16 protein-coding genes are annotated in these 13,864 nt (G+C 33.3%); 5 read left to right on the forward strand and 11 right to left on the reverse strand.

The features are described from left to right. Nucleotides 1-80: 80 nt before the first annotated feature. The 3 genes from PQ463_RS02210 to rlmD are packed head-to-tail and all read right to left on the reverse strand — an operon-like array spanning nt 81 to nt 2,854. Complete coding sequence (locus PQ463_RS02210) at nt 81-926, reverse strand: DUF6048 family protein (RefSeq protein ID WP_274256121.1); 846 nt, start codon at nt 924-926, stop codon at nt 81-83. Then, complete coding sequence (locus tag PQ463_RS02215; RefSeq protein ID WP_274256122.1) at nt 898-1,434, reverse strand: DUF6452 family protein; 537 nt, start codon at nt 1,432-1,434, stop codon at nt 898-900. The genes PQ463_RS02210 and PQ463_RS02215 overlap by 29 nt, the downstream gene beginning before the upstream one ends. Before the next feature lie 7 nt (nt 1,435-1,441). Further along, nucleotides 1,442-2,854, reverse strand: a complete 1,413-nt coding sequence (gene rlmD, locus PQ463_RS02220) for a 23S rRNA (uracil(1939)-C(5))-methyltransferase RlmD (protein ID WP_274256123.1) — start codon at nt 2,852-2,854, stop codon at nt 1,442-1,444. A gap of 159 nt (nt 2,855-3,013) precedes the next feature. Between rlmD and PQ463_RS02225 the strand changes: the two genes are divergently transcribed. After that, nucleotides 3,014-4,063, forward strand: a complete 1,050-nt coding sequence (locus PQ463_RS02225) for a sensor histidine kinase (RefSeq protein WP_274256124.1) — start codon at nt 3,014-3,016, stop codon at nt 4,061-4,063. 48 nt (nt 4,064-4,111) lie between these two features. Here PQ463_RS02225 and PQ463_RS02230 read toward each other — a convergent pair whose 3' ends face one another. From PQ463_RS02230 to epsC, 4 genes are all read right to left on the reverse strand, one after another. Then, the gene (locus tag PQ463_RS02230; protein WP_274256125.1) at nt 4,112-4,519 is read right to left on the reverse strand and encodes a hypothetical protein; all 408 of its coding nucleotides are present in this window, start codon (nt 4,517-4,519) and stop codon (nt 4,112-4,114) included. Nucleotides 4,520-4,672: 153 nt separating this feature from the next. Beyond that, nucleotides 4,673-5,659, reverse strand: a complete 987-nt coding sequence (locus PQ463_RS02235) for an aldo/keto reductase (protein ID WP_274256126.1) — start codon at nt 5,657-5,659, stop codon at nt 4,673-4,675. Between the two features lie 143 nt (nt 5,660-5,802). Next, a complete protein-coding gene (cysM, locus tag PQ463_RS02240) occupies nt 5,803-6,690 on the reverse strand; it encodes a cysteine synthase CysM (protein ID WP_111378561.1) in 888 nt (295 codons plus the stop codon). Nucleotide 6,691: 1 nt separating this feature from the next. Then, entirely contained in the window at nt 6,692-7,483 is a 792-nt protein-coding gene (gene epsC / locus PQ463_RS02245) for a serine O-acetyltransferase EpsC (RefSeq protein WP_274258004.1), read from the reverse strand. 190 nt (nt 7,484-7,673) lie between these two features. Here epsC and PQ463_RS02250 point away from each other — a divergent pair, with 190 nt between their 5' ends. Further along, nucleotides 7,674-8,375 carry a DUF1003 domain-containing protein gene (locus PQ463_RS02250; RefSeq protein ID WP_111424160.1) on the forward strand — a complete coding sequence of 234 codons (702 nt, stop codon included), beginning with the start codon at nt 7,674-7,676 and terminating at the stop codon, nt 8,373-8,375. A gap of 83 nt (nt 8,376-8,458) precedes the next feature. Here PQ463_RS02250 and PQ463_RS02255 read toward each other — a convergent pair whose 3' ends face one another. Then, complete coding sequence (locus PQ463_RS02255) at nt 8,459-8,743, reverse strand: DUF2752 domain-containing protein (protein ID WP_337992875.1); 285 nt, start codon at nt 8,741-8,743, stop codon at nt 8,459-8,461. A 108-nt stretch (nt 8,744-8,851) separates the two neighbouring features. On the opposite strand from PQ463_RS02255, the gene PQ463_RS02260 reads away from it, so the two are divergent. Together PQ463_RS02260 and PQ463_RS02265 are read left to right on the forward strand one after the other, a co-directional pair. Then, entirely contained in the window at nt 8,852-9,046 is a 195-nt protein-coding gene (locus PQ463_RS02260; RefSeq protein WP_274256127.1) for a hypothetical protein, read from the forward strand. Beyond that, nucleotides 9,027-9,578: a DUF8465 domain-containing protein gene (locus PQ463_RS02265; RefSeq protein WP_274256128.1), complete on the forward strand. Its 552-nt coding sequence runs from the start codon at nt 9,027-9,029 to the stop codon at nt 9,576-9,578. The genes PQ463_RS02260 and PQ463_RS02265 overlap by 20 nt, the downstream gene beginning before the upstream one ends. 150 nt (nt 9,579-9,728) lie before the next feature. Here the strand turns inward: PQ463_RS02265 and PQ463_RS02270 are convergent, their stop codons facing one another. Next, entirely contained in the window at nt 9,729-10,721 is a 993-nt protein-coding gene (locus PQ463_RS02270; protein ID WP_274256129.1) for a hypothetical protein, read from the reverse strand. Between the two features lie 87 nt (nt 10,722-10,808). Here PQ463_RS02270 and PQ463_RS02275 point away from each other — a divergent pair, with 87 nt between their 5' ends. Next, the gene (locus tag PQ463_RS02275) at nt 10,809-11,933 is read left to right on the forward strand and encodes a cysteine desulfurase family protein (RefSeq protein ID WP_274256130.1); all 1,125 of its coding nucleotides are present in this window, start codon (nt 10,809-10,811) and stop codon (nt 11,931-11,933) included. A 65-nt stretch (nt 11,934-11,998) separates the two neighbouring features. On the opposite strand, the gene PQ463_RS02280 is transcribed toward PQ463_RS02275, so the two are convergent. Both PQ463_RS02280 and PQ463_RS02285 read right to left on the reverse strand, forming a co-directional pair. Next, nucleotides 11,999-12,559, reverse strand: coding sequence for an L-threonylcarbamoyladenylate synthase (locus PQ463_RS02280; protein WP_260669478.1), 561 nt, complete (start codon nt 12,557-12,559; stop codon nt 11,999-12,001). 126 nt (nt 12,560-12,685) lie between these two features. Further along, nucleotides 12,686-13,849 carry an acyltransferase family protein gene (locus tag PQ463_RS02285; RefSeq protein WP_274256131.1) on the reverse strand — a complete coding sequence of 388 codons (1,164 nt, stop codon included), beginning with the start codon at nt 13,847-13,849 and terminating at the stop codon, nt 12,686-12,688. Nucleotides 13,850-13,864: the final 15 nt, after the last annotated feature.

Below are 13,864 nucleotides of genomic sequence, written 5' to 3' on the forward strand. Positions count from 1 at the left end.
AAAAAACGCTAAATTCAATTTGAATTTAGCGTTTTTTTAATCTTAGTACCTTAGAAGCTTAGCAACTTAGTAGCTTAAAACTATTTTTTCTTCTTTGGCTCTTCTTTCTTTGCCATTTCAGATGCCATGGTTTTTTTCTTGTAAATAGGAATAAAGTAAGAAACCGTGTAGTTGAAACCAATTCCGAAGCTTCCGTCATAAGTTCTATTGAATCCTGGAATATAAAGGTTTTCAAAATTATTTGGCTCTTTATTGGTTGTAAGAAGTTTAAGCTGTACGCCGAAACCAACAAAGACGTTTCTAAAAACTTGTGCTTTTAATCCCATTGCAACCTCGATCCACGTTGCTGTAAGCCCGTTGTATTTTTGACCTTCTGTTATAGGAGGCAGTTCTCCCCAATACGGATTCGGATTGTAGATTTTGTAATTAATCAGTTCTTGGCTAAAAGAACTAAAACCACCACGCAGTCCTATCGTAATTAGGTTTTCCATATCTAGCCAGTTTTGATAAAAGTTGTAATCAAAACCTGCTTTTAGATAAGTTCCATTTGCCGCAGATGTTAATCGGTCATCTTCTGTAGTTTTGTCTTCATACCCTAATTCTGCCGCTATATAGTATTTTTTCGTCAAACGCCAGTCTCCGACAAATTCTACTCCTTTATAATTCTTATCATAAAGTCCGCGGGTTAGTTTGTACAAGTCAACACCAACACGAAGTCCGTAGCGGTCAGTTTTTACAACGCTATCTTTTGGAGTTTGAGCTTCCTGAATTTCTGGTTTTGCCGTTTTTACAGTTTCTGTTTTTGGCTTTTTAGTCACTACTGTGTCCTTCAAATTTTTAGAAATCTCTGGAACATCCTGAGCGTAACCTAAAAACATTGAAAACAATAATGAAAGACTAGAAATAAACTTTAATGTGTGTTTCATTTTCAGATTCAATGTTAGGGTTTTCTAAAATAACGTCGGTCATCCAGATGCTATCTCCGTCTGGATCAGTTTGAACAAAAGGAAGGACGTTTCTTAATTGAAAAATAGTTTTAAATCCACATGCCCTAGAAACATATACATTTTGTGTACTATAGTTAAATTTAATCACGTCTGTATTAATCGCCGCGGGATTTAATGAATTGTAAATAAACTTGAAGGTTACTGTACTGTCATTTACTTTTAACGGAATCATAACAGTGCTTGCATTGGTTACATATCGTAATGAATCATCAACGGCAAGACTTTCATTAAAAACAATTCCCTGTTCCATTCCATCACCAATGACTTTTAAGTTGCTTACATTTTTAGTTTTTGTCGGATTTGCAATATCATAAAATGTAATCACCAATCTAGGTGTAGTTGGCGTATTGGCATCGCAGATATCATCTTTCTCGCAGCTAGATAAGCCAAAAGTAAAGAGCAGTAAAAGAGAAATTAGTTTTTTCATCTATTTTTTATCGAAGTTCTAAAAGTACAACATTTTCAACATGATGTGTCTGCGGAAACATATCTACAGGTCTCACACGTGTCACTTTGTATTTTTCATCCATTAAAGCCAAATCACGAGCCTGAGTTGCAGAATTACAGCTTACATAAACTACTCTTTTTGGAGCAATTTTTAAAATTTGCTCTACTACATCTTTATGCATTCCGTCACGAGGCGGGTCTGTAATAATAACGTCTGGTTTTCCATGCTGTGCAATAAAAGCTTCATTAAAGACTACTTTCATGTCACCAACAAAAAACTCGCAATTTGTAATATTATTGCGTTCTGCATTGGCTTTTGCATCAATAATGGCTTCTGGAACACTTTCTACTCCAATAACTTTTTTTGCTTTTTTAGAAACGAATTGAGCAATTGTTCCTGTTCCTGTATACAAGTCATAAACAGTCTCGTTTCCTGTAAGATCAGCAAAATCTCGTGTTATTTTGTATAATTCGTAAGCTTGATCAGAATTAGTCTGATAGAAAGATTTAGCATTAATGCTGAATTTTAAACCTTCCATTTCTTCCAAGATGTAATCTCTTCCTTTATAAAGAACAACGTCTTGATCGTAAATAGTGTCATTTTGCTTGCCGTTTACTACATATTGCAATGAAGTAATCTGAGGGAACTTCTCGTATAAATGGTCAAGGATTAATTCTCTGTTTTCTTTGTCATCTTCAAAGAACTGAATTAAAACCATAATTTCTCCTGTAGAAACAGTACGAATCATAACGGTTCTTAATAATCCAGAATGTTCTCTTGGATTAAAAAACGCTAAATTATGTTCGTTAGCAAAAGCTCTGATTTCGTTACGAATAGCATTTGAAGGATCTTCTTGTAAATGACATTTGTTGATGTCCAGAATTTTATCCCACATTTTCGGAATATGAAAGCCTAAAGCGTTTCTGTTTCCTAAATCTTCGGTACTTCCAATTTCTTTTTCGGTAAGCCAACGGCTGTTAGAAAAAGAAAATTCCATTTTATTTCTATAGAAAAACTGTTTCTCAGAACCTAAAATATCTTCAAATTCTGGAAGTTCGATTTTCCCTATTCTTTGTAAGTGATTTTTAACTTCATTTTGTTTAAATGCAAGCTGTTGGCTATATTTCATATTTTGCCATTTGCAGCCTCCGCACACTCCAAAATGCTCGCAGATCGGATCTACTCTATATTCAGATAATTCATGAAATTTTACAGCTTTACCTTCGTAATATGCTTTTCTCTTTTTTAATGTCTGTACGTCCACAACATCTCCAGGTACCACATTCGGAATAAAGATTACTTTTCCGTCAGGTGCTTTGGCTACTGAAACGCCTTTTGCACCAGCATCAAGAACTTGAATTTGATGAAAGACAACTTTGTCTGTATTTTTTCTTCCCATAGCGCAAAAATAAGCCTTTGAAAACTTTTACAAATTTAATTTTTGAAAAAATTTAGAAATTCTTTAAAATATTAGTTTAATTGGCTATAAAAGTTAATTTTGTTTAAGCAATTACCCCAGTAAAAACAGCTATTAACCTATGCTTATTCTCATCTTTTTATGAAGTTGTACCATAAACTCTCGCAAATCAGCTTTCTTAAAAAAAGTTATGCATTCAAATTTTTGTTTGTTGCTTTTATTGGTATTCATATTCCTTTGATTGGGATTTTGTTTTTTGTTTTATTTTTTGAGCATGAGGTGTCATCGACTTCAATTCTTATTTTTTCTTTAATCATGACATTGCTGGCAACGGCAATAACGCTTTTGGTTTTAAATAAACTGATAAAACCCATTGCTACGGCTTCAAAAGCTTTGGACGATTATAGAACTTCAAGGAAAGTGTCTTCTTTGCCAACAGAATATGCAGATGAAGCGGGATTGCTTTTATGCAACATACAAGAATCTATTAATGAGGCTGAGAATTTTATTAATGAGAAACAGGATTTAATCTATATGCTTTCGCACGATTTAAAAAATTTTGCCGGAAATCCGCAAGGTTTGGCGCAATTGATTATTAGCGAAAATCCATCAGAATCGGTTAAGAATCTGGCCGAATTGATTTGCGAGTCGACTGATCTTCAGTTTAGATATATAGAGAATTTTATCAAGCTGCTCAAAGAACAAGACGATGTCGCAAAAGTAAGTCAAGAAGTTAAGATAATTTCGTTTTATAATATCCTTCCTTTTATTAATGAACAAGTAGAACAACGATTATTAGATAAAAATATAAGACTAGATTTGGTAATAGAATGTTCAGAAGCTAAGCTGAAAATTGATGAAGGACTTTTAATTCAGGTTTTGGTAAATCTAATCAGCAACGCAGTTAAGTTTTCTTATTTTGAAAGCGAAATAAAAGTCAGAATCTTTTCGGAAAATTCAAAATTGATTATAACTGTAAAAGATCACGGAATAGGCTTTGATAAAAATCAGATTGAAGAATTATTCAAAAAGTTTACAAAAATGAGCCGACTTGGAACTGCAAGTGAAGGTTCTACGGGAATTGGACTTTATTTGTGCAAAAAAATCATTGAAAGAAATAAAGGGCAATTGACTGCATCTAGTAAAGGAAAAAATAAAGGCGCCGAATTTAGAATTGAATTTGATATTTAAAAGAAAAAAAGCTGTTAAGATTTTAGTCTAACAGCTTTTTTTAATTTTTTAATACAATACAGGATCGTACGATAATTGCGGTTTTCCATCAACACATTTTACGCCTGTTGGCTGTATAACCATATTATCGCAAAGTATAAGAATATTCCATTTTTTATTAAAGTCAGCATAAGATTGGTTATATGCTTTTACTTTGTCTAAGAAAACTGTTGTATTTGTTTTCTTAGAGTAAACAATGTAGCTATTTCCGCCACAAGCTAATGGAGCAATAGTTGTAAAACCCCAATCATTAGGATCTGTACACTGTTGAGTATTATTGCCAGAAAGCTGCGCGATTTCCTCATACATTCGGTCTAACTTTGCTTTCTCTTGTTCTTGGGTAGCTGAAGAATCGTCGTTGTTGCAAGAAATGAATGTTAGTGATAGAACGAATAATATAAAACTTAATTTTTTCATGGTTAGTGATTTTTATGATTAGTTTTATTATTAGATGTACTAATAGAGAAAAGGTTGCGTGAAAGTTGTAAGAAATTATTTCTCCCGTATTTTAATCTTTTAAGAATGCTGAGATTAAAAGGAATCCCAGCATTTTTTTTTAAATTATATAGTTTACCAAATCTGATGAACAGAAGATTTGATCAAATCGTTGTAGATTTTATTCATAGCAGCAATCTGTTCTAAAGTCAATTTTGGAGTATCATAAACTGATAAATTTGATAAAACATGTTCCGTTTTTGAAGCGCCTGGAATAATGCAACTTACTTCGTCAAAACTCAAAATCCACTGAAGGGCAATGGCTGCCAGATTTTTTGATTCAGGAAATAAAGCTTTTAGTTCTTCAACAGCTTTTAAACCTAATTCATAATCAATTCCAGAAAAAGTTTCGCCTTTATCAAACGCTTCTCCGTTACGATTAAAGTTTCGGTGATCCTGAGGTTCAAAAGTAGTTTTTGAATCAAATTTACCCGTTAAAAGCCCGCTTGCCAATGGAACTCTTGCGATGATTCCAATGTCTTTCTTTTTAGCTTCTGAGAAAAATAGCTCAGAAGGACGCTGACGAAACAGATTGAAGATAATTTGAACCGTTGTTACGTTCGAATATTCGATAGCTTTTAAAGCTTCTTCAACTTTTTCAACACTTACTCCAAGATTAAGAATTTTTCCTTGATCTTTTAATCGGTCAAAAAGTTCAAATATTTCTGGTCGATAGTAAACTTCTGTAGGAGGGCAATGCAACTGAATTAAATCAAGTGTTTCTAAGCCAGTTCTTTTTAAGCTATCTTCAACAAATTTCTGAAGCACTTTAGGAGTATATCCTTCATTAACATGCGGATTTATTTGGCGTCCGCATTTTGTGGCAACAAAAATTCGTTCAGAACGAGAACGAACAACTCTTCCAACAGCAGTTTCACTTAATCCGTTTTCGTAAACATCGGCAGTGTCAATAAAGTTTACGCCATTGTCAATAGCCGTATTCAAAAGTTCATCGGCCGTTTTATCATCAAAACCAGATCCCCATTTTCCTCCAACCTGCCAAGTGCCAAGTGAAATTTCAGAGATGTTGAAGTTTGTTTTTCCTAGTTTTCTGTAGTTCATTTTTTTAAGATTCTAAGGTTCTAAGTTGCTGAGATTCTAAGTTTTTTCTCTTAAGTTTCTAAGCTGCTAAGACTCTAAGTGACTAAGTTTTTGTTGTTTTTTCAACTTAGAAGACTTAGAGTCTTAGCAACTTAGCATCTTTGCTAATCAAACAAATCCGAAGACAAATAACGATCACCACGATCGCAGATCACGGCAACTACAACTCCAGACTCTAATTGTTCAGCGATTTTTAAGGCAACTGCAACAGAACCTCCGCTGCTCATTCCTGCAAAAACGCCTTCTTCAAGAGCCAATCTCTTAGTCATCGCGCGCGCTTCTTCCTCGCTTACATCGATAACGGTATCTACTTTAGAAGCATCAAATATTTTTGGTAAGTACTCTTGTGGCCATTTACGAATTCCTGGAATCTGAGAGCCATCGCTTGGTTGTGCGCCAATAATCTGTACGTTTGGATTCTTTTCTTTCAAATAAGTCGAAGTTCCAATAATGGTTCCAGTTGTTCCCATGGCAGAAACGAAATGTGTTACTGTTCCATCAGTATCATTCCATATTTCAGGACCTGTTGTTTTATAGTGTGCTTTCCAGTTATCATCATTGGCAAACTGATTTAGCATCAAATATCCGCCTTGAGCGACTTTTTTATCTGCATAATCTCTAGAGCCAATAATTCCTTCGCTTGCAGGTGTAAGAATCACTGTGGCTCCATAAGCACGCATAGTTTGAGTGCGCTCTTTGGTTGAATCTTCCGGTAAAACCAATTCGATTTCGATGCCAAATAACTGTGCAATCATAGCCAAAGCAATGCCAGTATTTCCGCTAGTTGCCTCAATTAATTTATCTCCTTTTTTGATGTCACCACGTTCCAGTGCAGCAGCAATCATGTTGTATGCAGCCCTGTCTTTTACACTTCCTCCTGGATTGTTTCCTTCCAGTTTCAGTAAAAGTTTTACATTTTTATTTTTAACTAGATTGACAGTTTCCATCAAAGGAGTGTTGCCAATTAAGTTTAACAATTTATGTGAATTCATTTTATTTTTTTTCTTTTATTTTGACTTCAGTGGTAGTAGTGTTGGTTACAATAGAATTTTCGGGAATCGATTTTGTGATCCAGGCGTTTCCTCCAATAATACTGTTTTTTCCAATTACAGTTTCTCCGCCCAGAATAGTTGCATTGGCATAAATGCAGACATTGGCTTCTACAGTCGGATGTCTTTTTGCATTTTTCATTTCCTTGCTTACGCTTAATGCACCAAGTGTAACTCCTTGATAAATTTTTACATGCTTTTTAATAACAGAGGTTTCTCCAATTACAATACCTGTCGCGTGATCAATAAAAAATGGCGATGCAATATCGGCACCTGCGTGAATATCTGTACCTGTAATTCTATGCGCGTATTCGCTCATTAGTCGAGAAAAGAGCAATAAATCGAGATGATATAATTCGTGGCTTAATCTATAAATCGCAATGGCGTAAAATCCAGGATAACCCAAGTAAACTTCATCAATGCTGTTTGAAGCAGGGTCATTTTCAAGGATATATTCGGCATCCTGATTTAGCTTTTCTAAAACTCCTGGAAGTTTTTCTAAGAAACGATCCCAAATAGATTCACATAAATTTTGAGGTTTTTTGCAGGCTAAAACCGCAATTTCTTTAAAACGAAACTCCAATTCGTCAATGCTCTCGTCTAACGCTGCATTAGAATCAAATAGCGTGTAAAAAAGCTTTTCTGTAAAGTCTTCCGTTTTGGTTTTTATGCCGTAATTTATGTGTGAATGGCTCTTTAAAGCTCTTATATTTTGTATGATAGTGTCTTTTGTCACAATGGTAAAAATGAGTGAATAATTTTGGAACGTTAAAAGTAAGGCGTTTTTTGGAAATAAAACCATGATTTAACTAAAGAAATTTTCTTTACAAGGTTTGATTTGTGATAAAAAACGAATTGTAAACTGTTCTTTTTTATGCAATTCTTAAGAAGTTTATTGCGTAAATTAGCTTTTAAAATATACTAAAATGAAAAATAACCAAACATTTAAAAGTGACATTTCGGGCATTTCTTTTCCTGAAAATGAAAAAATATACGGAAGAGCAATTCACGATCCTATTTTAGGATTAATTAAAAAAGAATATCCTGATTTTGATGCTGAAGACTGCATTTCTATAAATGAATTAAATGTTTACCGTCAAAAATACATTTCAAATTATCTTTCTTCTGAAATTGGAGCGCTTTCTGCAATGGAGAAAAATGTAATTTCTTCATTAAAAGAAGATAAATCAATTGTAAGCATTGTAGAAGAAGAGGAAGAAACGAGGAACCTAGGACAGATAGTGGCCGATAAAGTGGCCGATTTTGGAGGAAGTTGGACTTTTATTATTTCATTTGTTGTTTTTATTACGGTTTGGATTGCCTCAAATGTTTTTATTTTTTTGAACAAAGGATTTGATCCCTATCCGTTTATTCTCTTAAATCTAATTTTGTCTTGTGTGGCAGCTTTGCAGGCACCCGTAATTATGATGAGTCAAAACCGTCAAGAAGAGAAAGATCGTAATCGTGCTAAAAAAGATTTTATGATTAATCTAAAATCAGAATTGGAGATTAGATTGATTCATGATAAAATTGATCATTTGATTATGCATCAGCAGCAAGAATTAATCGAAATTCAAAAAGTGCAAATCGAGATGATGAACGATATTTTGGATCAGATTAAGAAGTGAAAGATATTTAAAATTCCAATTTTTTGAAATCCCAAATTCCAAAAAAGAGCGAAGCGACTTTTAGAAAATCTAAAATCTAAAATCTAAAAATAAAAGTGTTTAAAATAGTAACCGCCAAGCATAAAAAATAGGTTTATAATGGCCATTCTCCAAATCAGTTTTTTATAATTTCTGGACTTGTCTAAAAAATGAAATGCTGAAAAAACGAAGAGTAAAAGGCAAGTATAAATGGCTGGATACATTTTAAAAGCCGCTGAAAATTCGCCCTGAAAAAGTAAGAATAAAGACCGCTGAAATCCGCATCCTAAACAGTCAAAACCAAATACGGTTTTGAACAGGCAAGGAATCATATATTTCTCTAAACTCATGGTGACTCTTTTTTGCAATTTTACTAAAAAAATATGACAAACGTTTGAAGTAGTATAGAAGTACTATTTGAAAGTTTTATACTTTTGAAATCTTAAAATATGGAAGGGATGAAAACTTTTAAAATTATAATAATGATTCTTGCGATTTCGGTTGCGTTATACGAACAGGTTTCGGAAGAAAAAAACATCTATATCATGATTGCTGCAATTGTAGTTTTTATGTTCGGAATGATGCAGCTTAGTGCAAAAACACCAAGTAAAAATAACGATAAAGAAGAGTTAGATGCTGGTAAAAGGAGATAAGGTTTCGGTACTCGACGAAGCCATAAACGGAACTGTTGTTTCGGTGAAAAATAACGAAGTTTTAATTGAAACTGAGGACGGATTTACGATGACATTTTTTGTCAATGAATTACTTAAAATTCAAGAAACCAGTAATTTAATGAATTCTATTAAAAGGATTAATTTAGATGAAGTTTCAAAAGAGAAAACGGAGCCAAAACCGAGAAGTTTTGTTAAAGAAAAGAAGGATAAACGTGAAGTTGGCGTTCCAGAATTTGATTTGCATATCGAAAAATTGGTTCCAAATAAACGCGGAATGTCAAACTATGATATTTTGACATTACAGACCGAAACGGCAAAAAGACACATCGAATTTGCGATACGAAACCGCATTCCGAAAATCGTTTTTATTCATGGTGTTGGTGAAGGAATTTTAAAAGCCGAACTTGATTTTTTATTGGGCCGTTATGACGGAATTGATTTTCAAGATGCCAATTATCAAAAATATGGTCTTGGTGCTACCGAAGTTTATATAAGACAAAACAATAAATAAAAACAGCTTTTAAAAGCATAAAAAGTTTACTGTAAAGCATAAAAAAAACGTTTGTTTTTTGATTTGATTTGTTTGCAAAATCATCTCAAAAAACAGACGTTTTTTTGTAAGAATTGTTTTTGTAGATTTCTTTTCAGAAAATCTATTTTTTTAGATTGTGGCTGGTCTAGTAACTTTTCCAAGAACGAAACTGCTTCCTAATTTAAAGCTGCTGTTTCCTTTTTGTAAAACTACGTTTCTAAGCACTATTGTATGCTCGTAAACTTGCTGCTGCCCAATTTGAGTAGTGGTTACTTCTATAATTCCGCTTACATTAGCAACGCCAAGTTGGCCTGTCCATGTCTCTTCAATTGCAGGTGCCGATGGCTGTATTTTGGAGCAAACAAAAGATGGCGTTATAGATCCAGTTCCTTCTTTTGCAGTTTTATAAAATACTTTATTCTGTGTTGCTGTTATTAAACTTGTGCGAGGTTGGTTACTTGGAGTAACAACATTGACAAGTAAAGCAGGATCAATATCATCAATAGATAAATAAAACGTATTGTTATAATTGTAAACTCTAGCAACTTCGTCACACTCATAAGCCGAACCATTTGGGTTTGTTCTAAAAGTAAGATTGGCTGGTGTTACTGTAGTTTTATACAATCCAAACTCAAATTCTGGCTGTGTTTGTAATCCTGACGGTTTATCAAATGTTATATTTTTGAAAATTATACTATGAGTATATCCTGTTATTCTTGTACCATCGTCAGTCTTGTTTGGTTCTTCATTTTGAGTTGTTGAAATTTCAATTATACCGTTTGTTGCAAGCCATTCTTCAGTTACTTTTGGAGTGCTTGGTGGAATTAAACCGCAAATGTTTTCTTTTGCAACAGCTCCGTCGTAAGCTCTATAAACAACATTATATGTTTTTGCATCTATAGTATAAATATAGTCTCCTGGATCATTTTTAATAGCTCCTTCTGGCATTTGAAGTAGTAGAGCTTCCTGAGGCTTAAGTTTGTAAAGCAAGGTATTTGTTGTAGGATCACAAGCTTGAGATTCTGCAATATCGTCAAAATCTATTTTATCTACAGTCAAATCTCCATCATCGCATCCATTTAAGAAAAGAGCAAATAATAGGAGGGCAGCATATTTTTTCATCGTAAAATTTATTTGGGTCAAAAATAGTGAAAAAATTGCCAAATGATATTTAAGATTTGACAATTGATATTTCTTAACTTTGCAACAATGAAAAAAGTATATCTAGATAATGCCTCAACAACAGCAATGCGTCCTGAAGTAATTCAGGAAATGACAAAAATAATGCTTGAGGATTACGGAAATCCATCGTCTACACATAGCTTTGGGCGAAACGGTAAAACAATATTAGAACTTTCAAGAAAGAGCATCGCCAAGCATTTAAATTGCACTGCTCAGGAAATCATTTTTACTTCTGGTGGAACTGAAGCCGACAACTGGATTTTGCGTTCTGCGGTGGAGGATTTAAAAGTTGAAAGGATCATTACTTCAAAGATTGAACATCATGCGGTTTTACACACCGTTTGGGCGCTTCAGGAAGAATACAATATTCAGGTTGATTATGTTAATGTAAACGCAGACGGAAGTTTAGATTTAACGCATTTGTCAAATTTATTGTCTGATGAAAAAAAGACGATAGTGAGTTTAATGCATGTAAACAACGAAACTGGAACTATTTTAGATTTAGATCGCGTTAGTTTGATTTGCAAGCAGTATAACGCTTTGTTTCATTCGGATACGGTTCAGTCTATTGGGAAAACTGAAATCGACCTGCAAAAGACTCCAGTTGACTTTATTTTGGCTAGTGCACATAAGTTTCACGGACCAAAAGGAATTGGATTTGCTTTTATTCGAAAAAATTCTGGTTTACAGCCATTACTTTTTGGAGGTGAACAAGAGAAAGGTTTACGCGCAGGAACAGAAGCTGTACATCAGATTGCTGGAATGGCAAAAGCTTTATCTATTTCATACGAAAAACTAGATGAAGAAAGAACTTATATTTTAGGAATAAAAAATTATCTGATTGAACAGTTAGAAATTCATTTTCCAGATTTTAGAATCAACGGAAAAAAAGATGATTTCTATAATATCATTAATATTATTCTGCCTTTTTCACCAGACAAAACTTCGATGCTGCTTTTTAGTTTAGATATGAAAGGAATCGCAGTTTCTAGAGGAAGTGCTTGCCAATCTGGAAGTATAAAACCTTCGCATGTCTTAAATGAAATGCTTTCGGAGACCGATTTAAAATTACCAAATCTCCGAATTTCATTTAGCCATTATAATACCAAAGAAGATATCGATTGGCTAATTGAGAGTTTGAAAACTCTTTAAGGTTCAAAGGCTCAAAGAGACAAAGGTTCAAAGTGAATTAACAATTTATAATTTACAATTCACAATTACTTGCGAATTACTTTTACTTGCGAATCTTTGGTCAATTTGATAATGGTTGAAGATTTTCCGTTTACTTTATCTTGGTTTAATTTTACCACATAATCCACACCATTGATAATTTCAGGGCTGATATCTTTGAAACTTTGCGGTGTTGGCTGTCCAGAAATATTAGCTGAAGTAGAGACCAAAGGTTTTTTCATTCTTTCCATCAATTTATAGCAGAAAGGTTCTTTGACTAATCTAACTCCAAGAGATTTGTCGGCAGCAATGATGTTTGGCGCAACATTTCTTGCATCATCCAAAATTAGAGTAGTTGGTTTTTCAGATAAATCCATAATTTGCCATGCAACTTCAGGAATGTCTTTAAAAACATTATACATCATTTTTTCGCTGTTCATTAAAACAATCATGCTTTGAGTTTCTGCTCGCTGTTTCAATTTATAGATTTTAGCAACAGCTTCTGCATTTGTAGCATCGCAGCCAATTCCCCAAACGGTATCAGTTGGGTACAAGATTATGCCTCCGTTTTTAATTACTTCGTATGCGTTGATGATTTCCTCGTTCATTTTACAAATTATAATTTACTTCATTAAGACCGCAAAGTTATAAATTTTACTTGTAATTGTTTTTCTAAAGGCTTTGTAAAATGGAAATTATAAAGCTTTAAAAAGTGTTTTGAAGAAAGGGAATACTTATGATTTTACAGAAGTCGATTTTGATTTTGTTTTTGCAAATTCCATAAGCGGGTGCTCAATGTACTTGAATGTTAATTGGCTGATAAGAATTAGTGGGAGAATAGACATGGCAATGATAGACCAAAATTCAAAATCAGTTAACATTTTAGCTCTTTCATAACCAATGATAAAATGAAAAAGGATAAATAACAACGTACCATGAAGTAAATAAATGCTGTATGTTATTTGTCCAAATTTTCGTGAAAAAGTACTGGAAAGAATGCCAAAAAAGTTATTTCCAGAAGCAATTATTATAAATACAATTGAAGTGATAATGACTGGGATTGGTTTTCTTCCGCTATTGAAAAAATAAACAGAGCATATAATTAGTAAAATAGCTAAAACTGTATATTTTTTTTGTTTTAAAATAGCTCCAAATATATTTTTACTAATTACTAAAGCTGCAATAATACCTCCAATAAAAGGTAAAAAGTGTCTCAAGGATGCGCCATTGATGATCATTATAAGAGCCGCCGTAATTGTAAATGACACAATGATTTTATAATTTACTTTAATCTTAAAAAATAGTGCAATAAGAGGCAGTAAAAAATAGAAAGCCCATTCATAGGGCAATGTCCAAGTTACACCAGCATTTAGTAAGAAGCTATCTTCTAATCCGTTGATGTTTAATCCTTTTTTAACATTAAAAAATATCCAGGAAAGTATGGTTAGTACGTTTTCTGAGAAAGGAATTTTGGATTTGAAATTGGTTAAATAACCTGCAATTAAAAAAATAATCCCAACTGAAAAAAGATACATCGGGAAAAGTCTATATAGACGGGCATTGATATATGCAGACCAGTTGATTTGCTTGTTTTTGCTGTTGATTAATTTTAGAGTAAATAAGAAAGCCGTAATCACAAAGAAAAAAGCAACCGTAGTTTGTCCAAAGTGATTGAATAGATTAGATTTTGGTTCTTCCCATTCGCCCTTTTGAAGAAAATAACGCCAGATATAACTATGATGCAAGAAAACAAAAAATGCTAAATAACCTCTTAAACCATCAATTTCTGGATAGCGAACTTCTTGTACATCAATTTTTACCACTCTATTAGTAAACACTACAGAAATAATTAGAGCAAATAAGATGAGGAAAGAACAAAGCAAGAAAGTAGCTGTCATTTTTTGAAAGGATAG

Source organism: Flavobacterium sp. KACC 22763, assembly GCF_028736155.1.
Taxonomy (GTDB): Bacteria; Bacteroidota; Bacteroidia; order Flavobacteriales; family Flavobacteriaceae; genus Flavobacterium.

Excerpts from the sequence above, each read along its gene's own strand:
- PQ463_RS02210 (WP_274256121.1), bottom strand. The coding sequence starts at position 926 with ATGAAACACACATTAAAGTTTATTTCTAGTCTTTCATTATTGTTTTCA.
- PQ463_RS02215 (WP_274256122.1), bottom strand. The coding sequence starts at position 1,434 with ATGAAAAAACTAATTTCTCTTTTACTGCTCTTTACTTTTGGCTTATCT.
- PQ463_RS02235 (WP_274256126.1), bottom strand. The coding sequence starts at position 5,659 with ATGAACTACAGAAAACTAGGAAAAACAAACTTCAACATCTCTGAAATT.
- rlmD (WP_274256123.1), bottom strand. The coding sequence starts at position 2,854 with ATGGGAAGAAAAAATACAGACAAAGTTGTCTTTCATCAAATTCAAGTT.
- PQ463_RS02250 (WP_111424160.1), top strand. The coding sequence starts at position 7,674 with ATGAAAAATAACCAAACATTTAAAAGTGACATTTCGGGCATTTCTTTT.
- PQ463_RS02260 (WP_274256127.1), top strand. The coding sequence starts at position 8,852 with ATGAAAACTTTTAAAATTATAATAATGATTCTTGCGATTTCGGTTGCG.
- PQ463_RS02255 (WP_337992875.1), bottom strand. The coding sequence starts at position 8,743 with ATGAGTTTAGAGAAATATATGATTCCTTGCCTGTTCAAAACCGTATTT.
- PQ463_RS02280 (WP_260669478.1), bottom strand. The coding sequence starts at position 12,559 with ATGAACGAGGAAATCATCAACGCATACGAAGTAATTAAAAACGGAGGC.
- PQ463_RS02230 (WP_274256125.1), bottom strand. The coding sequence starts at position 4,519 with ATGAAAAAATTAAGTTTTATATTATTCGTTCTATCACTAACATTCATT.
- PQ463_RS02265 (WP_274256128.1), top strand. The coding sequence starts at position 9,027 with ATGCTGGTAAAAGGAGATAAGGTTTCGGTACTCGACGAAGCCATAAAC.
- PQ463_RS02275 (WP_274256130.1), top strand. The coding sequence starts at position 10,809 with ATGAAAAAAGTATATCTAGATAATGCCTCAACAACAGCAATGCGTCCT.
- cysM (WP_111378561.1), bottom strand. The coding sequence starts at position 6,690 with ATGAATTCACATAAATTGTTAAACTTAATTGGCAACACTCCTTTGATG.
- PQ463_RS02225 (WP_274256124.1), top strand. The coding sequence starts at position 3,014 with ATGAAGTTGTACCATAAACTCTCGCAAATCAGCTTTCTTAAAAAAAGT.
- PQ463_RS02270 (WP_274256129.1), bottom strand. The coding sequence starts at position 10,721 with ATGAAAAAATATGCTGCCCTCCTATTATTTGCTCTTTTCTTAAATGGA.
- PQ463_RS02285 (WP_274256131.1), bottom strand. The coding sequence starts at position 13,849 with ATGACAGCTACTTTCTTGCTTTGTTCTTTCCTCATCTTATTTGCTCTA.